The organism is Ottowia sp. (genome assembly GCF_016703145.1).
GTDB lineage: Bacteria > Pseudomonadota > Gammaproteobacteria > Burkholderiales > Burkholderiaceae_C > Ottowia.
Window position 1 is genome coordinate 16,672 of record NZ_JADJCO010000005.1, and the last position, 18,570, is coordinate 35,241.

The 18,570-nt window shown below is 64.0% G+C and carries 19 protein-coding genes and 2 tRNA genes; 10 read left to right on the forward strand and 11 right to left on the reverse strand.

What is annotated here, in order from left to right; translation table 11 throughout:
• Positions 1-3 precede the first annotated feature (3 nt).
• The 8 genes from IPG65_RS13135 to IPG65_RS13170 all read right to left on the reverse strand — a co-directional run bounded on the left by IPG65_RS13135 (position 4) and on the right by IPG65_RS13170 (position 6,169).
• Positions 4-564 carry a DUF2857 domain-containing protein gene (locus tag IPG65_RS13135; RefSeq protein ID WP_293190278.1) on the reverse strand — a complete coding sequence of 187 codons (561 nt, stop codon included), beginning with the start codon at positions 562-564 and terminating at the stop codon, positions 4-6.
• Positions 565-579: 15 nt separating this feature from the next.
• Positions 580-2,244 carry a ParB family protein gene (locus IPG65_RS13140; RefSeq protein ID WP_293190280.1) on the reverse strand — a complete coding sequence of 555 codons (1,665 nt, stop codon included), beginning with the start codon at positions 2,242-2,244 and terminating at the stop codon, positions 580-582.
• On the reverse strand, positions 2,237-2,488 hold the full coding sequence (locus IPG65_RS13145; protein WP_066113312.1) for a hypothetical protein: 252 nt from the start codon (positions 2,486-2,488) through the stop codon (positions 2,237-2,239). The genes IPG65_RS13140 and IPG65_RS13145 overlap by 8 nt, the downstream gene beginning before the upstream one ends.
• The gene (locus tag IPG65_RS13150; protein ID WP_293190284.1) at positions 2,472-3,347 is read right to left on the reverse strand and encodes a ParA family protein; all 876 of its coding nucleotides are present in this window, start codon (positions 3,345-3,347) and stop codon (positions 2,472-2,474) included. Before IPG65_RS13150 ends, IPG65_RS13145 begins: the two co-directional genes overlap by 17 nt.
• Positions 3,348-3,389: 42 nt before the next feature.
• The gene (locus tag IPG65_RS13155) at positions 3,390-3,602 is read right to left on the reverse strand and encodes an AlpA family transcriptional regulator (protein ID WP_293190286.1); all 213 of its coding nucleotides are present in this window, start codon (positions 3,600-3,602) and stop codon (positions 3,390-3,392) included.
• A 118-nt stretch (positions 3,603-3,720) separates the two neighbouring features.
• Positions 3,721-4,467, reverse strand: a complete 747-nt coding sequence (locus IPG65_RS13160) for a hypothetical protein (RefSeq protein ID WP_066113308.1) — start codon at positions 4,465-4,467, stop codon at positions 3,721-3,723.
• A 512-nt stretch (positions 4,468-4,979) separates the two neighbouring features.
• On the reverse strand, positions 4,980-5,846 hold the full coding sequence (locus tag IPG65_RS13165; RefSeq protein WP_066113306.1) for an ImmA/IrrE family metallo-endopeptidase: 867 nt from the start codon (positions 5,844-5,846) through the stop codon (positions 4,980-4,982).
• Positions 5,843-6,169 (reverse strand): helix-turn-helix transcriptional regulator, encoded by a 327-nt coding sequence (locus IPG65_RS13170; protein ID WP_066113304.1) that lies wholly within the window; start codon positions 6,167-6,169, stop codon positions 5,843-5,845. The genes IPG65_RS13165 and IPG65_RS13170 overlap by 4 nt, the downstream gene beginning before the upstream one ends.
• A 174-nt stretch (positions 6,170-6,343) precedes the next feature.
• Between IPG65_RS13170 and IPG65_RS13175 the strand changes: the two genes are divergently transcribed.
• The 8 genes from IPG65_RS13175 (at position 6,344) to IPG65_RS13210 (ending at position 12,159) form a co-directional block, all read left to right on the forward strand.
• Positions 6,344-6,508 carry a hypothetical protein gene (locus IPG65_RS13175; RefSeq protein WP_171019920.1) on the forward strand — a complete coding sequence of 55 codons (165 nt, stop codon included), beginning with the start codon at positions 6,344-6,346 and terminating at the stop codon, positions 6,506-6,508.
• A gap of 57 nt (positions 6,509-6,565) precedes the next feature.
• Positions 6,566-7,825 (forward strand): nucleotidyltransferase, encoded by a 1,260-nt coding sequence (locus tag IPG65_RS13180; RefSeq protein WP_083954861.1) that lies wholly within the window; start codon positions 6,566-6,568, stop codon positions 7,823-7,825.
• Positions 7,826-7,908: 83 nt separating this feature from the next.
• Positions 7,909-8,280: a hypothetical protein gene (locus tag IPG65_RS13185; RefSeq protein WP_293190299.1), complete on the forward strand. Its 372-nt coding sequence runs from the start codon at positions 7,909-7,911 to the stop codon at positions 8,278-8,280.
• A 57-nt stretch (positions 8,281-8,337) separates the two neighbouring features.
• Positions 8,338-9,246, forward strand: coding sequence for an S-4TM family putative pore-forming effector (locus IPG65_RS13190; RefSeq protein WP_083954862.1), 909 nt, complete (start codon positions 8,338-8,340; stop codon positions 9,244-9,246).
• A 14-nt stretch (positions 9,247-9,260) separates the two neighbouring features.
• Positions 9,261-10,703 carry a cyclic GMP-AMP synthase DncV-like nucleotidyltransferase gene (locus tag IPG65_RS13195; protein ID WP_066113296.1) on the forward strand — a complete coding sequence of 481 codons (1,443 nt, stop codon included), beginning with the start codon at positions 9,261-9,263 and terminating at the stop codon, positions 10,701-10,703.
• Positions 10,704-11,258: 555 nt separating this feature from the next.
• Positions 11,259-11,332: transfer RNA gene (locus tag IPG65_RS13200), tRNA-Cys, on the forward strand.
• An 84-nt stretch (positions 11,333-11,416) separates the two neighbouring features.
• Positions 11,417-11,509: transfer RNA gene (locus IPG65_RS13205), tRNA-Leu, on the forward strand.
• Between the two features lie 23 nt (positions 11,510-11,532).
• The gene (locus tag IPG65_RS13210) at positions 11,533-12,159 is read left to right on the forward strand and encodes a DUF6806 family protein (RefSeq protein ID WP_293190303.1); all 627 of its coding nucleotides are present in this window, start codon (positions 11,533-11,535) and stop codon (positions 12,157-12,159) included.
• A 69-nt stretch (positions 12,160-12,228) separates the two neighbouring features.
• Here IPG65_RS13210 and IPG65_RS13215 read toward each other — a convergent pair whose 3' ends face one another.
• Positions 12,229-13,779 (reverse strand): fumarate hydratase, encoded by a 1,551-nt coding sequence (locus IPG65_RS13215; RefSeq protein ID WP_293190305.1) that lies wholly within the window; start codon positions 13,777-13,779, stop codon positions 12,229-12,231.
• 116 nt (positions 13,780-13,895) lie between these two features.
• On the opposite strand from IPG65_RS13215, the gene fumC reads away from it, so the two are divergent.
• Entirely contained in the window at positions 13,896-15,281 is a 1,386-nt protein-coding gene (fumC, locus tag IPG65_RS13220) for a class II fumarate hydratase (RefSeq protein ID WP_293190307.1), read from the forward strand.
• 67 nt (positions 15,282-15,348) lie between these two features.
• On the opposite strand, the gene IPG65_RS13225 is transcribed toward fumC, so the two are convergent.
• Positions 15,349-15,954 carry a TIGR00645 family protein gene (locus IPG65_RS13225; protein WP_293190309.1) on the reverse strand — a complete coding sequence of 202 codons (606 nt, stop codon included), beginning with the start codon at positions 15,952-15,954 and terminating at the stop codon, positions 15,349-15,351.
• A 204-nt stretch (positions 15,955-16,158) separates the two neighbouring features.
• Between IPG65_RS13225 and acs the strand changes: the two genes are divergently transcribed.
• A complete protein-coding gene (gene acs / locus IPG65_RS13230) occupies positions 16,159-18,141 on the forward strand; it encodes an acetate--CoA ligase (protein ID WP_293190311.1) in 1,983 nt (660 codons plus the stop codon).
• Positions 18,142-18,202: 61 nt separating this feature from the next.
• On the opposite strand, the gene IPG65_RS13235 is transcribed toward acs, so the two are convergent.
• Positions 18,203-18,514, reverse strand: a complete 312-nt coding sequence (locus IPG65_RS13235; RefSeq protein WP_293190313.1) for a c-type cytochrome — start codon at positions 18,512-18,514, stop codon at positions 18,203-18,205.
• Positions 18,515-18,570 lie beyond the last annotated feature (56 nt).

Here is an 18,570-nt window from a genome sequence, read left to right on the forward strand (position 1 = left end):
GGTTCAACCCAATCCCTGATCGATCCAGTTCTTGATCGCCGCCCAGACCACCGACAGCGGCAGTTCCATGCCTTCGGCGAGGTCCATTGCCGCGTCAAGAACCGAGGTCTCATCCTCCAGCTCGACATTCCTGCTGCTGGTCACAGCCTTCCAGCGCCGCCACAGCTCGGTGTCCTGCTCCTCGTCCAGAACCGGATGGCGCCCCTTGCGTTTGGGCAGGCCGAGAACTTCGCGCCGTAGCGCGACTTCTTGGTGCGTCAGCCCATAGAAACGGCTCACCATTTCCGTGCTGGCGCCCAGGCGCAGCATGCGATCGACGGTGGCGATCTCCTTCTCCACGTCCTGCGCCTGTTTGAGCAATCGCCGGAGCACTTCCCGGTTCACGGAGACTGAGCACCACGAGACGCTGGCATTGGCCAGCACGCTGATCAGCGCCGGATGCTTGAGCGCATCCAAATCTTCCTCGCCGAAGCCCATCGCCTTGCAGCGACGCAGCTGCCCGTTGCGCAGGTCGTAGAGCGCCTGCGCAATGACGGCGTGGTTGAGTGGGTTCGGTACGGACATGCGGGGCTCCCTCGCTCAGGTCCCAGGACCGAGAGCGCCGGCTTCCAGATCCAGCAGGCGCCGGGCCAGCCGCAGCAGACGAAACAGCTTGACCAGCGCGGTGTCGCTCAATCGCCGGGCCCCGTTGTCATGACGTTGGCCCTGACCGTGCAACAACGCGGGCAGGTCGGTGACGAGTTGCCCGCTGTCCAAGCCGACGCCGGCCAGCGGCTGACCGGCCAGGGAAACCAGCAACGCGAGCACGGCGCGGCCCAGTGGCGACGAAGCCTGGGTCGGGGCGCGACAAGCGAAGCCGATGCCATCAGGTCGATCCTCGACGCACTCGTCCAGGTCGGCCTCGCCCGCGATCTCGCGCGCGAACTGCGCGATGTGGATGCGCAGGCGGTCGGGTGTGTCGAGGCCAGGGTCGATATGCCAGATGTCCGAAACGGGATAGAGGCCACCGACCTGCACGGGTATCGATTGCAGTACGTTGGCCGAGAAGTCGGGCGGCAGCGCATCGCCCAACTGGTCGGCGACCATGCGCTGGATGGCCTGGAGTCGCTCCGTCGTGGGTGCCGGGGAGATGATGTGCTCGGCAAGCAGATCGCCAGGCGGTGCCCCAGAGCTGGCTGCGGATGCCTCACGCGGGGCCGCATCGTCCTGGGGCCTTGTCGGCGCGGCCGCAGAGTGGCCTGCAGAAGGTGCTGCTGTGGCGGGGGACGGTGCCGGTTCAATCGGCGGCCGTGCGGTGGCCCCAGGCTCAGGTAATGCCGGCGGCGCCGAAGGCGGGGTTGGATCGCTGACCAGGGCGCGATGACGGCTCTCGGATTCGGTCAGGTCCAAGGCGAGCACGTCGTAGTCAATGTCCAGCAACTCGGACATCTGACCGATCAACTCGTCCTGCACACGCTGTGGCGAGAACTCGTCGGCCTGGGCGTCGAACTGCGACAGCACCTCTAAAAAGAAGCTATCGAAGTCCAGCGGCAAGGAGCAGCCTTTGGCGTAGTGCTCCCACGTGCGCTCGCTGGCCTTGCGCATGACCGACAGTCGCTCAACCTGGTGGCGACCGAGGCCCCCATACAGGACGGTCGGGATCGCGGGCAGCAGGTAGCGTACCGCATCGGCCATGCGGCTGATGTGCGACTGCTGGACGGGGAAACCGTCCGCGGCCAGGCGTCGGGCCAGCTCGGACTGGCTCAGGGTGGCGCTGGTTTCTTCTTCATAGAACTCGCGTGCCTTCTCGACGCCCAGGGCGCGCTCGATGAACGTCAGGCCGCCGCGCAGCTCGTTCTCGGCGAGGTGTCCGGTCAGCGCGACAATCTCCCCGCGTGCAGGCCAAGGTCGGAACAGGCACGATATGCGGAAAAAGCGCTCGTCTTTCGTCTCTGCCCAGAGTTCACGCAGGATCGCCAGCCGCGTGTTGCCACCGTTGCGGATGACGTAGTGGCCTTCACCGGGCCGCCGCGTGATGGCCGGCGCCGCGTCGAGGCCGCGCTCGCGGATGGACGCCTTGATTTCCTCGTAGACCGGATTGCGCTTCTTGCGCGGGTCGTGGTCATACGGGCGCAACTGGTCCAAGGTCACGACCATGGGTGTGTCGGCGATCGGGTCACTCAGGGCCACGGCCGATGGGCCGTTGCGCTCGAACCCGGCAGCGAGCAGCTTGCCGGCCATGTCCTGGGAGGTCATCTCAGTCATTGCCGTTTCCCTGCGCTTGGGACTGAGCCTTGCTGCGCTCGGCACGGCAGATCTGCGCACGGGCGTTGAGGGCCGCCCGGTGGTCGCTTGCTGTCGAACTGGTGTAGATCGCGGCGCAGCCTGCCTTGGTGAATTTGAGGTGACCGCCCGGCGTGCGCTTGACGTGCCAGCCTTCGCCCACCGCAAACTCGATCAGGGCGCGCAGTCGCTTGTGGCCACGGGCCAGTTCATGTGCGTTCGCCATGGGGCCTCCTGGTTTCAAGAGGACGTTGTGGACGGCCGGACACGCAGGCAAATCTGTCTTGCCACTGCGGGAACAATTCGCTGGCGAGCGCGCGGACCGTGTCAATCGCGGCAGGTGCAACTCTGCCGGGTGGCTGGCGATGCTCGACTCGATGCACCGGCAGGCCACGAGTTGCGGCGCGCGGATAGGCCTCGATCGCCGGCACGTCTGTGCCCAGCACGCGAATGCCGGCATGGTCCTGGAACAGGTCGCGCAGAGCCTTCTGGATCAGCCGAGCGTTGGCGGATACGGGATGGACGCGATTGATGAGCAGGTGCAAAGGCGGGGGCTCGATGCCCAGATGCCGGTACGGCGCGATGTCCTCCAGCAACTGCATGGTGCCGCGCCGCAGTTCGCGGGCCGCAAGGATTTCCGGGGTCACGGGCGACAGCGCCAGGCTGGAGGCGAGCACCGCCATCTCCAGCAGCACCGAGCGCGCGCCCTGGGTGTCGATCAGCACCAGGTCATAGAGGGGAGCCAGCACCGACCGCAGGTGGCGCAACCGAAGGCGCCCATCCGGGGCGTGCAGCAGCAAGGTGTTCAACTCACCCCGGTGGTCGTTGGACAACACCAGGTCCAGGCCCGCGATGATGGTGCGGGATATGAGCTGGCCGAGGTCGCGCTCGTTGAAGGCCAGCAACTCGTAGATGCCGCCAGGCGCGCGGTGGGCAAGCTCGTAGTAGGAGGACAAAGTGGGCTGCACGTCGAGATCGAGCAACAGCACGCGCAGGCCCGCGTCTGCGGCGAGCCCGCCGAGGTTGGCGGCCGTGGTCGTCTTGCCAACGCCACCTTTCGTTGAAATGATGGATACGACCTGCATGGCGCTCTCCGTTTGGCGATGGGAATCCGAGGGGGGAGCGGGTCAGGTGCGGTTGTTAAGGCGTTCGGCGATCCACTGATCGATCTCGACCGAATCCCAGCCCACCGCGCGCACACCAAGGCGCAGCGCCTGTGGAAACTGGCGCTTCTTCATCAGGTTGTAGATGTGGGCGCGTTTGAAGCCGGACTTGGCTTCAACTTCATCGAGCCGCAGAATGCGGCGCTCGTGCGGTGGCAGTACAGGTGCTTGCGACATGGCGGTCACTCCTGAACGCTCAGTGGCGTTTGTTGGCGTGACCTCTATTCAATAGACATGGCTGCGGAAAAACATTGCAAATGCAATCTCCGCGACTGCACATACAAGATGGAAGAATTCACGCGGCTGCGCTACGCACATTCTTCCTGGCATTGGCGAACTTGCCGTTCAAGGTTCGCTCCGTGATGCCCATGGTGCCGCCGTAGTGGGCGAGCAATGCGGTGACGATGGCCTCCTGCGTCTTGAAGCTGGAGTACGGCACGCCCGCTGGCGATTGGCCCAGCATCAGCGTCAGCATGCCGCCGATGATGTTCAGGTATGTGGTCTCTGCTCGATCACTGATCGCGCACTGCTGGGACGCGAGGAGCACGGCGGACTGCTTGAGCAAGACTTCGTGCTGCGCTTGCAGTTCGCGCATCTCACGCCGGCTATGGTCCAGCGCGGCCTGCAGAGCCAGCCGTTCCAGCAGGAGCGCCTGTCCTGTTTCGAGGGTGATGAAGGGATGGGCCATGCGCTCGCCACGGCTGAACAGGAATCCCGGCCGATGCTCGGGATAGTGGGTGCGCATCCAGCGCTTCAGATCGACATGGCGGACGGTCAGATCGGGTGAACTCACCAGTTCGGGGTCATTGATCGTGATCCCGTCCTTGCCGAAGGGCAGTTCCGAGTTGAGGATGCCGTCGTAGATGCGTTCCGAGTACAGCCGACACTCGTTCCATCGAGGGCAGTCCAACATCTGCGGCAGGCACCGCGGTGATGCGATCGACGCGAGAATCGATGCCTTGTACCGCAGCAATCCAGCCCACCGTATGGCAGCTTCGATGGGACGATAGAACACCTTTGATAGTGGTGGCTCCTTGTGCATGCTTTCGTCTCCTTTCGGAAGCGCTACATCACCGGCTCCTTTCTTGCCCTGCCAAGGGCTGTTGTGTCGTTATGGCCTGCGGCGAGTGCCAGGGACGATGCCCTGAACGTGGGGGCGGGTGGAATCATTTGCACCCGCCGCAGATGGCCTTGTCTTGTTGATCTGCAAGAATTGTCGGTTGCCGGCCCATCGAGCGACGATAAAAAAGCAGGCTCGATATTGGCGCTCACGCTGCCAGCGTCAGGGGTGATGTCAAGCTCATCAAGACCGATTCGATATGGTCTGATATCCCGTCGGTTTCAGAGCGCGCATGGGCAGGCATTTGTCGCCCAATGGGCATGTGAACGGTGAGAAATCGGCGCACGTCATGCTCTTCAGCATGCTGATATATCGACACAGTATCTAGCGATGATGGGATGTGGCTCGTGCGAGGTGGTCGCGGGTTCCTGCAGAAAGTCTCTCACCTAACGAGTAAGGATAGATCGCGGCTTCGCGCGATCTATCCTTACTCGTTAGAACGAAGGCAAGTTTGTCGTCATGTCTTCGTCCGGCGCATCTGGATGTTCCACCCCAGGTGTGTCGAGGATCAACAGCGAAATAGACATGTCGTAACGGTCTGAGAGCACGACCATCTCACGCACGGGCAGCCTGATGGGCCACACGCCTTCGGGGTGCTCTACGCCCAAGCGATAGTCGGCGTTGGAAAGCGCTTGGTCTGGGCTCACAGCGAGCGAGCCCAAAGGCAATTCCATGCCCTCCTGCAGCGTTCCAAACGTGTATTTCTTCGCGCTGCCACTGGCCTTCCACCAGTGCAGCATCCCTTCTCGTCCCATGACGGCGACGGCTGGCTGATCGGTGAACTCCAACCATTTGAGGATTGCGGCCGTGAGAGAGACACCGTAACGGTCGGCGCACTCGCCCAAGAGGTCAAGAGTGATCCGACGCCCACGCACCTGCTGGGTGTAGTCGTCGATCGGCATGAGCAGATACGACGCGAACTGGTCTGCCTCGCGCTCGATCCTGGCCCCGGTGATCCCCAGTGTCGCGCTCTGGGAGCACTGGAACGCCTCCTGCAGCTTGCGATGGAGGACGTAGTGCCCAAACTCGTGCGCAACGGTGAAGTTGGACCGTCCTGGCAGGTCGGGGTGCGGGTGGTACAGCAACGCCCAGACTTTTCGCTCCTTCAGCCAGAACAACCCGCCCTCGAAGCCTTTCAACTCTCGGGCTTGCAACTCCCCAATGGGCGCCTCGGGCGCCACGTTCCTAGACCATTCCTGCGCCAGCGCTCCGGCGTTGATCGGAAACGTTAGTCCGTGGACGGCGCGCCACAGCTTCGCCAGCTTGATTGCCTCGCCCGATGGGGAAAGCCCCTCTTTCAAGACCCGGCCTTCTTGTCCAGGACGCTGAGGATCTCCTGCAACTGCTGCTTCACCCCGTTGTCCAGCGACTGGTACTTGCGGAAGAAGGCCTCGTCGGCCACGTCGATCGAGGGCTCGGCGACGTCGTCATTCATCAAGAACTCGGGCGTCACGCCCAGGACCTTCGCCACCTCATTGATCCGGTCGGCGGACGGGCGGGCCTTTTCCTTGTTCTCCAGTTCCCATACGGATGACTTGGACGCACCGATCTGCTCGGCGAACTGTTCCAGCGTCAAGCCTGCTTTTTTCCGCAATGTGCGGACCTTCTCGCCCAGTGTTGGCATGCTTGTTCGGAGTTCCGATATAAAAAGTACTTGACTCCGGAAGTTCGGGAGTCCACAATTTTTATTGTGATAGTTCCGAACTTTCAGCGCAACCCCGATTTGGTAACACAGCCAGCTGGGAACAAGGAAGTCGGGATGTCGCAATCAACCAACCGATCCTGAAAGGGGACGACCATGAGCAAGACGTTGAAGCCCGGTACGCCGGCACCGAAGTCCGGCCAGTACCAGAACCCGGGCACCGGCAATGAAGTGACCGGCGTGAAGGGCAAGCCGCTGCCGCCGACGCCGCGGCCGGGCCAAGGCTACAAGCTGGTGGACCCCACCAAGCACAAGCGCTGAGCCGGGGAGAGTCCAGGTGCGACAGAAAGCCATCGACAAGAATTTCAAGGAGACCCCGTGATCCGCGAACCTGTGACTCTCCCCCAGCGCCCCCGCATCTCCATGCGGTCGTCGGCGCGTTTCTTCCACTTGGTGGACGTCATCGCTCGGGCCAGTGAGCCTACCGCCACCCAGTTGATGGCCCTGGAGCGCTCCTACAACAGCACCGGCGAGTTCCTCTCGGCATGCCCGGAGCTCCAGGGCGATCTCATCCAGATCCACGCCCACGGTTCCCGGCAGTTGGGCACCATCGTGCGGCCCCGTGATGGCTCGCGGGAGGGCTTCGACATCGATCTGATCGCGCGCCTGGCGTCCGGGGCGCGTCACAAATACGACGGCGAGCACGGACCAGCCCTGCTGCTCGACCGCCTGCATCGCGTTTTGTCCCGCTACGCCGATGCGCATGGCCTCCGGCTGCGCCGCTGGGAGCGCTGTGCAACGCTGGAGTACGCCGAAGGGATGTGCGCTGACATCGCGCCGGTCATTGACTCCCCGTTGTTGGCCGCGCCTTTCGGCGACACGCACGGCCTCATCCCTGACCGCGAGCTACGGCTTTTTGACTCGACGAACCCGCGCGGGTACGCGAAGCATTTCGATCTCGCCGCCGCGATCTCGCCGAATTTCACCGGCGCGGTGCGCTTTGCGGAGGCGATGGATTCGGTGACGCGCGCGGAAGTGACGCCGCTGCCTGATGCGCAGGAGGTGTTCGACCGGCTGCTGTGCCGGCTGGTGCAACTGTTGAAGCTGCATCGCAATGTGGCCTTCGGCGTTGCGCGCGGAAGCCAGGACATGGCACCTTCTTCTGTCTTCCTGACGACGCTGGCCGCGATGGCCTACGCGGTAGAGGCGCCGCAGCCGCACGAGAGTCCCTTGGAGTTGCTGCTCGATATCGTGGAACGGATGCCGCTGCACTTCGAGCGGATTTCCCGGTCCGACGGTTCCGAAGAATGGGTCTTGCCCAACCCATCCGCCCCCCGGGACAACCTGGCCGGCGGCATGAATTCTCCGGCTCGACAGGAGGCGTTTTTCTCGTGGCACCACCGCCTGATCGGTGATCTGAAGCGCATCCTGCACGCCATCGAAAACCATGAGGGGATGGATGTCCTGATCAAGGCGCTGGAGGGCGCATTCGGACCTCACTGCGCGGGCGCCATCCAGCAGGACCAGACCCAGCGGCGCCAGACCAGCCGCGTCGCGGGCCGGGTGACGCTGATCTCGTCGGCGGCAGCCGCGCCGGTCAGTGTCGCAGCGCGACCCCATACGTATTTCGGCCGCTGATGACACCTTACCCGGCCCCGCCCATACCGACCTTGGCCCAGCGAGCCATGGAGCTACGCGCTCTGCCTCTCGATGGCGCCCGGATGGTGTTTCTGTCGGGCCGAGCCTTGCGCTATCGATTCCGTCTGGTGCCGAGCGACTTCGGTCGCGTCTACGAGTGCGAACTGCGCCTGACACCCGATTCGCGCCCACCGGAAATGTTCGTGCTGAGTCCTGCCCTGACGACCCTGGCCGACGAGGCTGCGCTGCCCCACGTCTACCCCAACAACGGTCCCGGCACCAAGCTGTGTCTCTGGTGGCCGAAGCAGCGTGAGTGGCTGCCGCAGATGAAGCTGGTCGACACCTACATCGCCTGGACTTCGGAGTGGTTGTGGCACTTCGAAGACTGGTTGATCACAGGCGTGTGGGCCGGCGGCGGCGAGCATCCGCAGCAACGCAGGAAGCGTTGGGCTTGAGACAGCGACGACCGAGATCGCAAAACGGCAGCAATGACGCAAGGAGCAGAGAACAGCATGAATGAAATCGATAAGAAGCAGGTGGAGACGCGCATGCTCAACTTGCTGCGTGCCAGGACGCTGATCTACCGGCGGGCCAAGAATGTCCAGGCGGTGGGCCTGATCATCTCGCTCGTGTTCCCGATCGTCGGCCTGATCGTGTCAGCGCTGCTCCTCCCGTCGAAGCCGTTCATTGCGTTCGCCGCCCTGATGTTCAGTTTCCTGGAGGTTCTGCTTCTCGATCGCTGGCACCGTGCGCAGCTCAAGAACGCAGCGAAGCTGCAGGAGGATTTCGACTGCACGGTGTTGCAGATGGACTGGAACACCTTCCTCGTCGGCAATCGCATTGACCCTGAAGATGTCTTTGCCGACGCATGCAAGAAGCTCAGTGACGAGGACGAGCAACGGCTGATCAACTGGTATCCGCTCGCCGTCAAGGAACTGCCGCTCCATTTGGCAAGGCTGGTGTGCCAGCGCACCAATCTCTGGTACGACAGCGCTTTGCGCAAGCGCTACAGACGCGTTCTGTTGACAGGCTGCGTGGTGCTGATCGCGGGGGCTGGGGTCGTATCACTCGCCATCGATCACACCATGACGACCTTCGTCCTCTCCACGCTGGCTCCGATGACGCCGGTGATCATCTGGGCGCTCAGGGAATGCAACCGGCAGGCCGCGACCATTGAGTTGCTGGACCGTCTAAACGATGAGGTCAAGAAGCTCCTTGATCGCGCACGCAGCGGCGCAACGGAACAGGAGATCAGCATGCGTTCGCGCGAGCTGCAAGACGCCATCTTCAACCACCGCGCCTCCAGCCCATTGATCTTCGATTGGGTCTACAACCTCTTGCGCAGGCGTATGGAAGAGCAAATGAACGCTGGTGCCGACCAGTTGGTGAGTGAGCTGCGCACGGCTGGCAACGTGCGCTGAAGGCGGGTAGACGAATGAAACTGGTCCAAGACTTCAACGCCTTCCTGAACGACACCGTCAACCTCAACAGCACGCGCTTCGATCAGCTCGAAAGCAGCATCGAAGCCATCAAGACGGCGGTGCGAGGGTTGGACTGGAAGCCGTCCATCGTTGGCTTCGCCGCGCAAGGGTCCTGGGCCCACAAGACCATCATCAGACCGCTGCCTGGTGATCCGTTCGATGCGGATCTGCTGGTCTACGTGAAGCCGGTCGCGGGCTGGGAAGCGAAGGACTACATCAACGATCTGTATGCGGAGATGGGCAGGCTCGGTCTGTACAAGGACAAGATCAGGCGCTACTCGCATTGCATCACCGTCGAATACGCCGGCGAGCGCAAGATCGACGTGGCGCCTTGCGTGAAGGAGCGCCTTCACACGGGTGTCTGGGAGGTGTGCAATCGCGACACCAATCTCTTCGAAAAATCGAACCCGCTCGACTACACGGACTGGTTGATCGAGCGCAACAGCATCTGCGGGAACAACAACTTCCGCAAAGCCACGCGGTTGCTGAAGTACCTCAGGGATATCAAGACCAACTTCACTTGTCCCTCGTTCCTGCTGACGACGCTGCTCGGCAAGCATGTGTACGCCTCCGACAGGGGGGACGCGGGGTTCGAGGATGTTCCCACGACGCTCAAGACGTTGATTGATCGGCTCGATGATTGGCTGCAGGCCAATCCACCCAAGCCCACGGTGCGCAATCCCGTGCTGTTCGAGGAAATCCAAAGCACTGCCTGGGACGACGCCAAGTACTTGAACTTCCGCTCGAAGATCAATCTGTACCGCGGCTGGATCGACGACGCCTACGATGACCCAGACAAAGAGGAAAGCATCGGAAAATGGCAGCGTGTCTTCGGCGAGGACTTTGCTGTTCGGGAGGCTGCCGAGAAGGCTGGCAAGGTCAGTGAAGCGGCGCTGTCCGTCGTCCGAGGTAGCCCGGTGTCGGCGGGTGTGGCCGATCTAGTGGCGTTGGTGAAGAAAATCGGCCTTGCGGCTCTGCCCAGCGGCTTCGATCGCTTGCCGCACATGCGCCGCCCTCAATGGCGGATGGCGACCGGCACACGGTTGACGGTGAATGTTGGTGCGCGACTGTGGACATCCCGCTATGGACAGAACGTCTGCTCGCTTGCCTCGCTCGCGCCCACGCAGTCCGGACACTGGATCCGCTTCAACGCCAGCAACAATCTGGGACTTCCTTTCCCGGAGACCTATATGGTGGAATGGCGCGTTACGAACACGGATGAAGTCGCCCGGCGTGCTAACGCGCTGCGCGGCGATTACTACCGCTCGGATGAGCCATGGGTCCGGTGGGAGCAGTTGTCGTACCGAGGTGTCCATATGGTCGAGGCCTTCCTGATCCGCAAAAGCGACGACACGCTTTTGGGGAAGAGTGATCCGTTCTACGTGGTTATCGAGTGAGGGTGGGGGAACGCAGCCGATTTCGGGAGGCCTCGTCTCATCGCAGGAAAGAGCGCTTGATCACCCGCCCGCCAGCGCCTTTCATGCCACCACGAGTTCCGTCTCGTCGAGAACACCTCGCTACAGGGTAGGCGCTTGCCGGCGTACTCTGCGTTCGAGAACATGAAGTGGCTTGAGATCGCGTGCTCGGTTACAAACCCGTGGCGGACAGTGGCCATTGCCCTGGGTAATAGGAATGGCTGAGTTGGTGAAAGCAGAGGGCGGAGGTGCACGGGCGAGCGTGAATCCCGGCGTAGGACGCACGGCGACGGGCGACGTCATGAATGCTTGTCGGCATCGAGGGCGAGCTGTTGATCGCCAAGGCGGAAAAATGAGGCTATACTTGAGTCCTTCGCCGATGACCGCGGCGGAGAATGTAGTTGGGAAACAATGACTTAGCGCCCTAGTGCCTGTCCCGTTTCCCGCTCCACACACCCGGCAGCCGGTTCACCATCGCCGGTTGCACAGCAGAAAAAGGGAAGCATCCGCTTCCCTTTTTTTCAGCTTCGGTGCCAGGGCGCGATAGCAAAGCGGTTATGCAACGGATTGCAAATCCGTCCAGTCCGGTTCGACTCCGGATCGCGCCTCCATCTCTTTCCCCTCTTGAGTTGTCTGCCTCTTTCCACCTTCTGCCGCCGCAATGGGCGCATGACCCTGCGACAATGCACGGCTTGGCCCCGGTGGTGAAACTGGTAGACACAGCGGACTTAAAATCCGCCGCTTCCTGAACAAGGAGCGTGCCGGTTCGATCCCGGCCCGGGGCACCATCCGCGAAGAACAGGACAACGCCATGAATCACGACGACGCACCCTTCGAGATTCACGTGCACGGCGACGTGAAATTGCGCCCCGATGTGGGTTTCGATGCCTTGCAGGAGGCCCTCAGACCCCTGTGGAAGTACGCGGGCGCGCGCTCGCTGGCCGACGGCGCGGCCAGCGCCTACGAGGACGAGCCCGGCATCCGCTTCGACCCGCACCAGCACCTGCTGCAGATCTGCTGGACGCTGTACGGCGACGATGACTTTCGGCACCAGCTCGACGATATGTGCATGAACCTCAACGAGGTCAGCGATGCCGGCGCGGCCATCGAGGTGACCTTCTATGACGCGCAATACGACGAGGAGGACGAGGACGAGGGCCGCGAGTCGCGCGACGACTTCCTGCTGCTGTTTGTCGGCCCGACCCCCGAGGCCCTCATGCAGGCGCAGCGCGATCTGCTGGTGGAAGACGTGGTGAACCTGATGGAGCGCCACTTCGACGGGGCCGAACTCGGCGGCGTCGTGGCGGAGATCGACAAGCTCTTCTCGGCGCGCTTCGACGCGCTGGTGAGTTCGCTGGAGATCGGCAAGCCCCCGCGCGGCGCAGGAGGCGGTTCGCCCGGCCACGGCGGCGGTCGCCGCCCGCGGCATCTGCATTGAGCGGCCCGAAAAAACCGCCCGAAGGCGGTTGTCGAGGCCTGCTGGCGATGAGGCGGCTTGTGCTGGCCGTCAGGCCGCAGCCACCTCGATCCCCTTGAACTCCCCCGAGGCGATCCGCTTCTGCCACTCCGCGGGCCCGGTGATGTGCGCGCTGGTGCCGCCAGCGTCCACGGCCACGGTGACGGGCATGTCCACCACGTCGAATTCGTAGATGGCTTCCATGCCCAGATCCTCGAAGCCGACGACCCTGGCGGCCTTGATGGCCTTGCTGACGAGGTAGGCCGCGCCGCCGACGGCCATGAGGTAGGCGCTCTTGTGGTTCTTGATGCTCTCGATCGCGACCGGGCCGCGCTCGGCCTTGCCGATCATGGCGATGAGGCCGGTCTGCGCCAGCATCATGTCGGTGAACTTGTCCATGCGCGTGGCGGTGGTGGGGCCGGCGGGGCCCACGGCTTCGCCCTTGACGGGATCGACCGGACCCACGTAGTAGATCACGCGGTTGGTGAAGTCCACCGGCAGCTTCTCGCCCTTGGCCAGCATGTCCTGGATGCGCTTGTGCGCGGCGTCGCGGCCGGTGAGCATCTTGCCGTTGAGCAGCAGGGTGTCGCCGGGCTTCCAGCTCGCCACTTCCTCTTTGGTGAGGGCGTTCAGGTCCACGCGTCGGCTCTTGTTGTAGTCGGGCTCCCAGTCGATCTTGGGCCACAGGTCGAGGCTGGGCGCCTCGAGGTACACCGGGCCGGAGCCGTCGAGCACGAAGTGCGCGTGGCGCGTGGCGGCGCAGTTGGGGATCATGGCCACGGGCTTGGACGCCGCGTGCGTGGGGAACATCTTGATCTTGATGTCCAGCACGGTGGCCAGGCCGCCCAGGCCCTGCGCGCCGATGCCCAGCGCGTTGACTTTTTCGTACAGCTCCAGGCGCAGCTCCTCCACCTGGTCGAGCTTTTCGCCGCGGCCAGCCTTGGCCTGCAGCTCATGCATGTCCAGGTCTTCCATCAGGCTTTCCTTGGCCAGCAGCACGGCTTTCTCGGCCGTGCCGCCGATGCCGATGCCCAGCATGCCGGGCGGGCACCAGCCGGCGCCCATGGTGGGCACGGTCTTCAGAACCCAGTCCACCAGGTTGTCGCTGGGGTTCATCATGATCATCTTGGACTTGTTCTCGCTGCCGCCGCCCTTGGCTGCCACCGTGACATCCACCGTGCTGCCCGGCACGATCCGCACGCTGACGACGGCGGGCGTGTTGTCCTTGGTGTTCTTGCGGGCGAACTGCGGGTCGGCGACGACCGAGGCGCGCAGCGTGTTGTCGGGGTGGTTGTAGCCGCGGCGAACGCCTTCGTTGATGGCGTCTTCCAGGCCGCCGGTGAAGCCTTCCCAGCGCACGTCCATGCCCACCTTCAGGAACACGTTGACGATGCCGGTGTCCTGGCAGATCGGGCGGTGGCCGGTGGCGCTCATCTTGCTGTTGGTCAGGATCTGCGCCATGGCATCCTTGGCCGCCGGGCTCTGTTCGTGCTCGTAGGCGCGTGCCAAGTGGGTGATGTAGTCGGCCGGGTGGTAGTAGCTGATGTACTGCAGCGCCGCAGCGATCGACTCGATCAGGTCGTCCTGTTGGATCGTGGTCATGTTTTCTTCCGTGGGTGGTGGGCCGATCTCGGATGAGATCGATTCTTGTTTAAGGCTATCCTCGGGGTTTCGCGTGCCGACGGCACGTCCCGCATTTTGACAGCGGAGCTTTCTCCATGACGACACGCACTGAACGCGACACTTTCGGCCCCATCGACGTCCCGGCCGACCGGCTGTGGGGCGCGCAGACGCAGCGTTCGCTGCAGAACTTCGACATCTCCGGCGAGCGCCAGCCCAAGGAGATCATCGACGCCCTCGCGCTGGTCAAGCGCGCCTCGGCGGTGGTCAACCAGCGGCTCGGCCTGCAGGACGCGAAGAAGACCGACGCCATCGTCGCCGCCGCCGACGAGGTGCTGGCGGGCCGGCATCCGGGCGAGTTCCCGCTCGTCGTGTGGCAGACCGGCTCGGGCACGCAGACCAACATGAACGTCAACGAGGTGCTGGCCAACCGCGCCAGCGAGCTGCTGGGCGGCGAGCGCGGCGAGGGGCGGCTGGTGCACCCGAACGACGACGTCAACCGCAGCCAGTCGAGCAACGACGTGTTCCCCACCGCCATGCACGTGGCGGCGGTGCAGGCCGTCACGCACAAGCTGCTGCCGGCCGTCGCCAGGCTGCGCGCCACGCTGGCGAGGAAGTCCGAGGACTTCATGGACATCGTGAAGATCGGCCGCACCCACCTGCAGGACGCCACGCCGCTCACGCTGGGCCAGGAGATGTCGGGCTGGGTGACGCAACTGGACCAGAACGACAAGCACATCCGTGCCACGCTGCCGCACCTGAGCGAGCTGGCGCTGGGCGGCACGGCGGTGGGCACCGGGCTGAACGCGCCCAAGGGCTACGCGGAAGGCGTGGCGGCCGAGCTGGCGCGCCTGACGGGCCTGCCTTTCGTCACGGCGCCGAACAAGTTCGAGGTGATGGCAGCCTGCGATGCCTTCGTCAACGCCCACGGCGCGCTCAAGACGCTGGCGGCTGGCATGAACAAGATCGCCAACGACGTGCGCTGGCTCGCCAGCGGCCCGCGCAGCGGCATCGGCGAGCTGAGCATTCCCGAGAACGAGCCGGGCTCGTCGATCATGCCAGGCAAGGTCAACCCGACGCAGAGCGAGGCGGTGACCATGCTGGCCGCGCAGGTGATGGGCAACGACGTGGCCATCAACATCGGCGGGATGTCGGGCAACTTCGAGCTGAACGTGTTTCGCCCGATGGTGGCGCACAACTTCCTGCAGAGCGTGCGGCTGCTGGCCGACGGCATCGTCAGCTTCAACGACCACTGCGCGGTGGGCATCGAGCCCAACCGCGAGCGCATCGCCGAGCTGCTCAGCCGCTCGCTGATGCTGGTGACGGCCCTGAACCCGCACATCGGCTACGACAAGGCGGCCTTCATCGCCAAGAAGGCGCACAAGGAAGGTACGTCGCTGCGCGAGGCGGCGATCGCCTCGGGGCACCTCACGGGCGAACAGTTCGACGAATGGGTGGTGCCCGAGAAGATGACGGGCCGCTGAAACGCTATGTTTTATATAGCTTCAGGCGCTTGATCCACGCAGGCTAAAGGCCAATTTGGCCTTGAAATCAATGACGCGCCGCGCTCGGTCCCGACATCAGCCGATCCGTGTAGGCGATGGCCATGGCCGAGAGCAGGAAGGTGATGTGGATCACCGTCTGCGCGATCAGCACCTTGTCGGAATAGTTGCCGGCGTTGATGAAGGTCTTGAGCAGGTGGATCGAGCTGATGCCGATGATCGACATCGCCAGCTTCACCTTCAGCACCGACGCGTTGACGTGGCTCAGCCATTCTGGCTGGTCGCGGTGCCCTTCCAGGTCGAGGCGGCTGACGAAGGTTTCGTAACCGCCCACGATCACCATGATCAGCAGGTTGGAGATCATCACCACGTCGATCAGGGCCAGCACCACCAGCATGATGACGGTCTCGTTCAGCGACGTGACCGGCGCGTCGCTCTTGTAGCCGATGCTGGTGACCAGCGCCTGCAGCGCCGCCTGGTGGCCGAAGGCCGCCTCCACCAGGTGCCACAGCTCGACCAGGAAATGCATCACGTACACCCCCTGCGCCACGATCAGGCCCAGGTACAGCGGCAGTTGCAGCCAGCGGCTGGCGAAGATCAGCCCGGGCAGCGGGCGCAGCGGACGGTTGGTGGGGGAGTGGACGGGGTCGGACATGGCGCGGAGGGTGACGCCGGAGGGAGCCGGCGACCGGAAAATCGCGTATTGTAGGGATGGTGCGGGAGGGTGGCCGCCGAGCCGGACGTCCGGGGATCGTGGGCCAGTCAGTGCGTTGTAAGAGCCCGGCGCCATGATGACCGCATTCGGCAGGCATGCCGCCCGTCCGATGTGTGTGCAACAACGACGAAGGAGACACGGCCCATGAGCGCCATCGAATCGGTTCTGGTTGAAAACCGCGTATTTCCCCCCAGCGACGCCCTGGTCAAGGCGGCCCGCATCTCGGGCATGGACGCCTACAAGGCGCTGTGCGCCGAGGCGGACAAGGACTTCACCGGCTTCTGGGGCCGCCTGGCCAGGGAGCATGTCGTGTGGGGCAAGCCATTCACGCGCGTGCTCGACGAATCCAGCAAGCCCTTCTACAAGTGGTTCGACGACGGCCAACTCAACGCCAGCGCCAATTGCCTGGACAAGCACATGGGCACGCCGGTCGAGAACAAGACCGCCATCATCTTCGAGGCCGACGACGGCGCCGTCACCCAGGTCACCTACAGGGAGCTGCTGGACCGCGTGAGCCAGTTCGCCAACGCGCTCAAGGCCCACGGCATCCAAAAGGGCGACCGCGTCCTGATCTACATGCCCATGACCATCGAGGGCATCGTCGCCATGCAGGCCTGCGCGCGCCTGGGCGCCACGCACAGCGTGGTGTTCGGCGGCTTCTCGGCCAAGGCGCTGCAGGAGCGCATCGCCGACGTCGGCGCCGTGGCCGTGATCACCGCCAACTACCAGATGCGCGGCGGCAAGGAGCTGCCGCTGAAGGCCATCGTTGATGAAGCCCTGGCCATGGGCGGTTGCGAGTCGATCCGCCACATCTTCGTCTACGAGCGAACGCCCACCGCCTGCGCCATGGCCGCCGGCCGCGACAAGACCTTCAAGGACATCCTGGAAGGCCAGAGCACCGAGTGCCCGCCCGTCATGGTCGATGCCGAGCACCCGCTGTTCGTGCTCTACACCTCCGGCTCCACCGGCAAGCCCAAAGGCGTGCAGCACGCCACTGGCGGCTACCTGCTGTGGGCCAAGCTGACGATGGACTGGACCTTCGACCTCAAGCCCGAGGACGTCTTCTGGTGCACGGCAGACATCGGCTGGGTGACCGGGCACAGCTACATCGTCTACGGCCCCCTGGCCGCCGGCGCGACCGAGATCGTGTTCGAAGGCGTGCCCACCTACCCCAACGCCGGCCGCTTCTGGCAGATGATCGAGCGCCACAAGTGCAGCATCTTCTACACCGCGCCCACCGCCATCCGCTCGCTCATCAAGGCGTCCGAGGCGGACGAGAAGGTGCATCCGAAAAGCTCGGACCTCGATAGCCTGCGCATCCTGGGCAGCGTTGGCGAGCCCATCAACCCCGAGGCCTGGATGTGGTACTACAGGAACGTGGGCGGCGAGCGCTGCCCGATCGTGGACACCTTCTGGCAGACCGAGACCGGCGGTCACATGATCAACCCGCTGCCGGGCGTCACGCCGCTGGTGCCGGGCTCGTGCACGCTGCCGCTGCCGGGCATCTTCGCCGCCATCGTCGATGAGTCGGGCAGCGAAATGCCCAACGGCTCAGGCGGCATCCTGGTCATCAAGAAGCCCTGGCCCAGCATGATCCGCACCATCTGGGGCGACCCGGAGCGCTTCAAGAAGAGCTACTTCCCTGAGGAGTTGAAGGGCTACTACCTGGCCGGCGACGGCGCGGTGCGCGACGCCGAGCGCGGCTACTTCCGCATCACCGGGCGCATCGACGACGTGCTGAACGTCTCGGGCCACCGCATGGGCACGATGGAGATCGAGTCGGCCCTGGTGGCCAAGACCGACCTGGTGGCCGAGGCCGCCGTGGTGGGCCGCCCCGACGACCTGACGGGCGAGGCCATCTGCGCCTTCGTCGTCCTGAAGCGCCCGCTGCCCAGCGGCGACGAGGCCAAACAGATCGCCAAGGAACTGCGCGACTGGGTGGCCAAGGAGATCGGCCCCATCGCCAAGCCCAAGGACATCCGTTTCGGCGAGAACTTGCCCAAGACGCGCAGCGGCAAGATCATGCGCCGCCTGCTGCGCAGCCTGGCCAAGGGCGAGCAGATCACGCAGGACACCAGCACGCTGGAGAACCCGGCGATCCTGACGCAGCTCGACCAGACGTACTGACGGTCGAGCAGGCAGCAAAAAGCCCGCGCATCGCGCGGGCTTTTTGTCGGCCCCGAAGGGCTCACTTCAAGCCCATGATCCAGCCGGCCAGCTTCTTGGCGTCGGCCTCGGTCACGTTGGCGTTGGGGGGCATGGGCACGGCGCCCCACACGCCCGAGCCGCCTTTCATGATCTTGGCGGCCAGCTTGTCCACGGCGCCGCCGTCGCTGGCGTACTTCTGGGCCACGTCTTTGTAGGCCGGGCCGACCAGCTTCTTGTCCACCGTGTGGCAGGCCATGCAGTTCTTGGCCTTGGCCAGCGCCTCATCGGCCATGGCAGGGGACGCTGCGGCCACGGCGGCCAGAGCGGCAAAACTCAACAGAGCACGCTTCATCACTTCTCCTTCATCGTGGGTAGTTGCGCTACAGTCAACTCAACGCGATTGTAGGG

Excerpts from the sequence above, each read along its gene's own strand:
- IPG65_RS13135 (WP_293190278.1), bottom strand. The coding sequence starts at position 564 with ATGTCCGTACCGAACCCACTCAACCACGCCGTCATTGCGCAGGCGCTC.
- IPG65_RS13140 (WP_293190280.1), bottom strand. The coding sequence starts at position 2,244 with ATGACTGAGATGACCTCCCAGGACATGGCCGGCAAGCTGCTCGCTGCC.
- IPG65_RS13145 (WP_066113312.1), bottom strand. The coding sequence starts at position 2,488 with ATGGCGAACGCACATGAACTGGCCCGTGGCCACAAGCGACTGCGCGCC.
- IPG65_RS13150 (WP_293190284.1), bottom strand. The coding sequence starts at position 3,347 with ATGCAGGTCGTATCCATCATTTCAACGAAAGGTGGCGTTGGCAAGACG.
- IPG65_RS13155 (WP_293190286.1), bottom strand. The coding sequence starts at position 3,602 with ATGTCGCAAGCACCTGTACTGCCACCGCACGAGCGCCGCATTCTGCGG.
- IPG65_RS13160 (WP_066113308.1), bottom strand. The coding sequence starts at position 4,467 with ATGCACAAGGAGCCACCACTATCAAAGGTGTTCTATCGTCCCATCGAA.
- IPG65_RS13170 (WP_066113304.1), bottom strand. The coding sequence starts at position 6,169 with ATGCCAACACTGGGCGAGAAGGTCCGCACATTGCGGAAAAAAGCAGGC.
- IPG65_RS13175 (WP_171019920.1), top strand. The coding sequence starts at position 6,344 with ATGAGCAAGACGTTGAAGCCCGGTACGCCGGCACCGAAGTCCGGCCAG.
- IPG65_RS13185 (WP_293190299.1), top strand. The coding sequence starts at position 7,909 with ATGGTGTTTCTGTCGGGCCGAGCCTTGCGCTATCGATTCCGTCTGGTG.
- IPG65_RS13190 (WP_083954862.1), top strand. The coding sequence starts at position 8,338 with ATGAATGAAATCGATAAGAAGCAGGTGGAGACGCGCATGCTCAACTTG.
- IPG65_RS13195 (WP_066113296.1), top strand. The coding sequence starts at position 9,261 with ATGAAACTGGTCCAAGACTTCAACGCCTTCCTGAACGACACCGTCAAC.
- IPG65_RS13210 (WP_293190303.1), top strand. The coding sequence starts at position 11,533 with ATGAATCACGACGACGCACCCTTCGAGATTCACGTGCACGGCGACGTG.
- IPG65_RS13215 (WP_293190305.1), bottom strand. The coding sequence starts at position 13,779 with ATGACCACGATCCAACAGGACGACCTGATCGAGTCGATCGCTGCGGCG.
- fumC (WP_293190307.1), top strand. The coding sequence starts at position 13,896 with ATGACGACACGCACTGAACGCGACACTTTCGGCCCCATCGACGTCCCG.
- IPG65_RS13225 (WP_293190309.1), bottom strand. The coding sequence starts at position 15,954 with ATGTCCGACCCCGTCCACTCCCCCACCAACCGTCCGCTGCGCCCGCTG.
- acs (WP_293190311.1), top strand. The coding sequence starts at position 16,159 with ATGAGCGCCATCGAATCGGTTCTGGTTGAAAACCGCGTATTTCCCCCC.
- IPG65_RS13235 (WP_293190313.1), bottom strand. The coding sequence starts at position 18,514 with ATGAAGCGTGCTCTGTTGAGTTTTGCCGCTCTGGCCGCCGTGGCCGCA.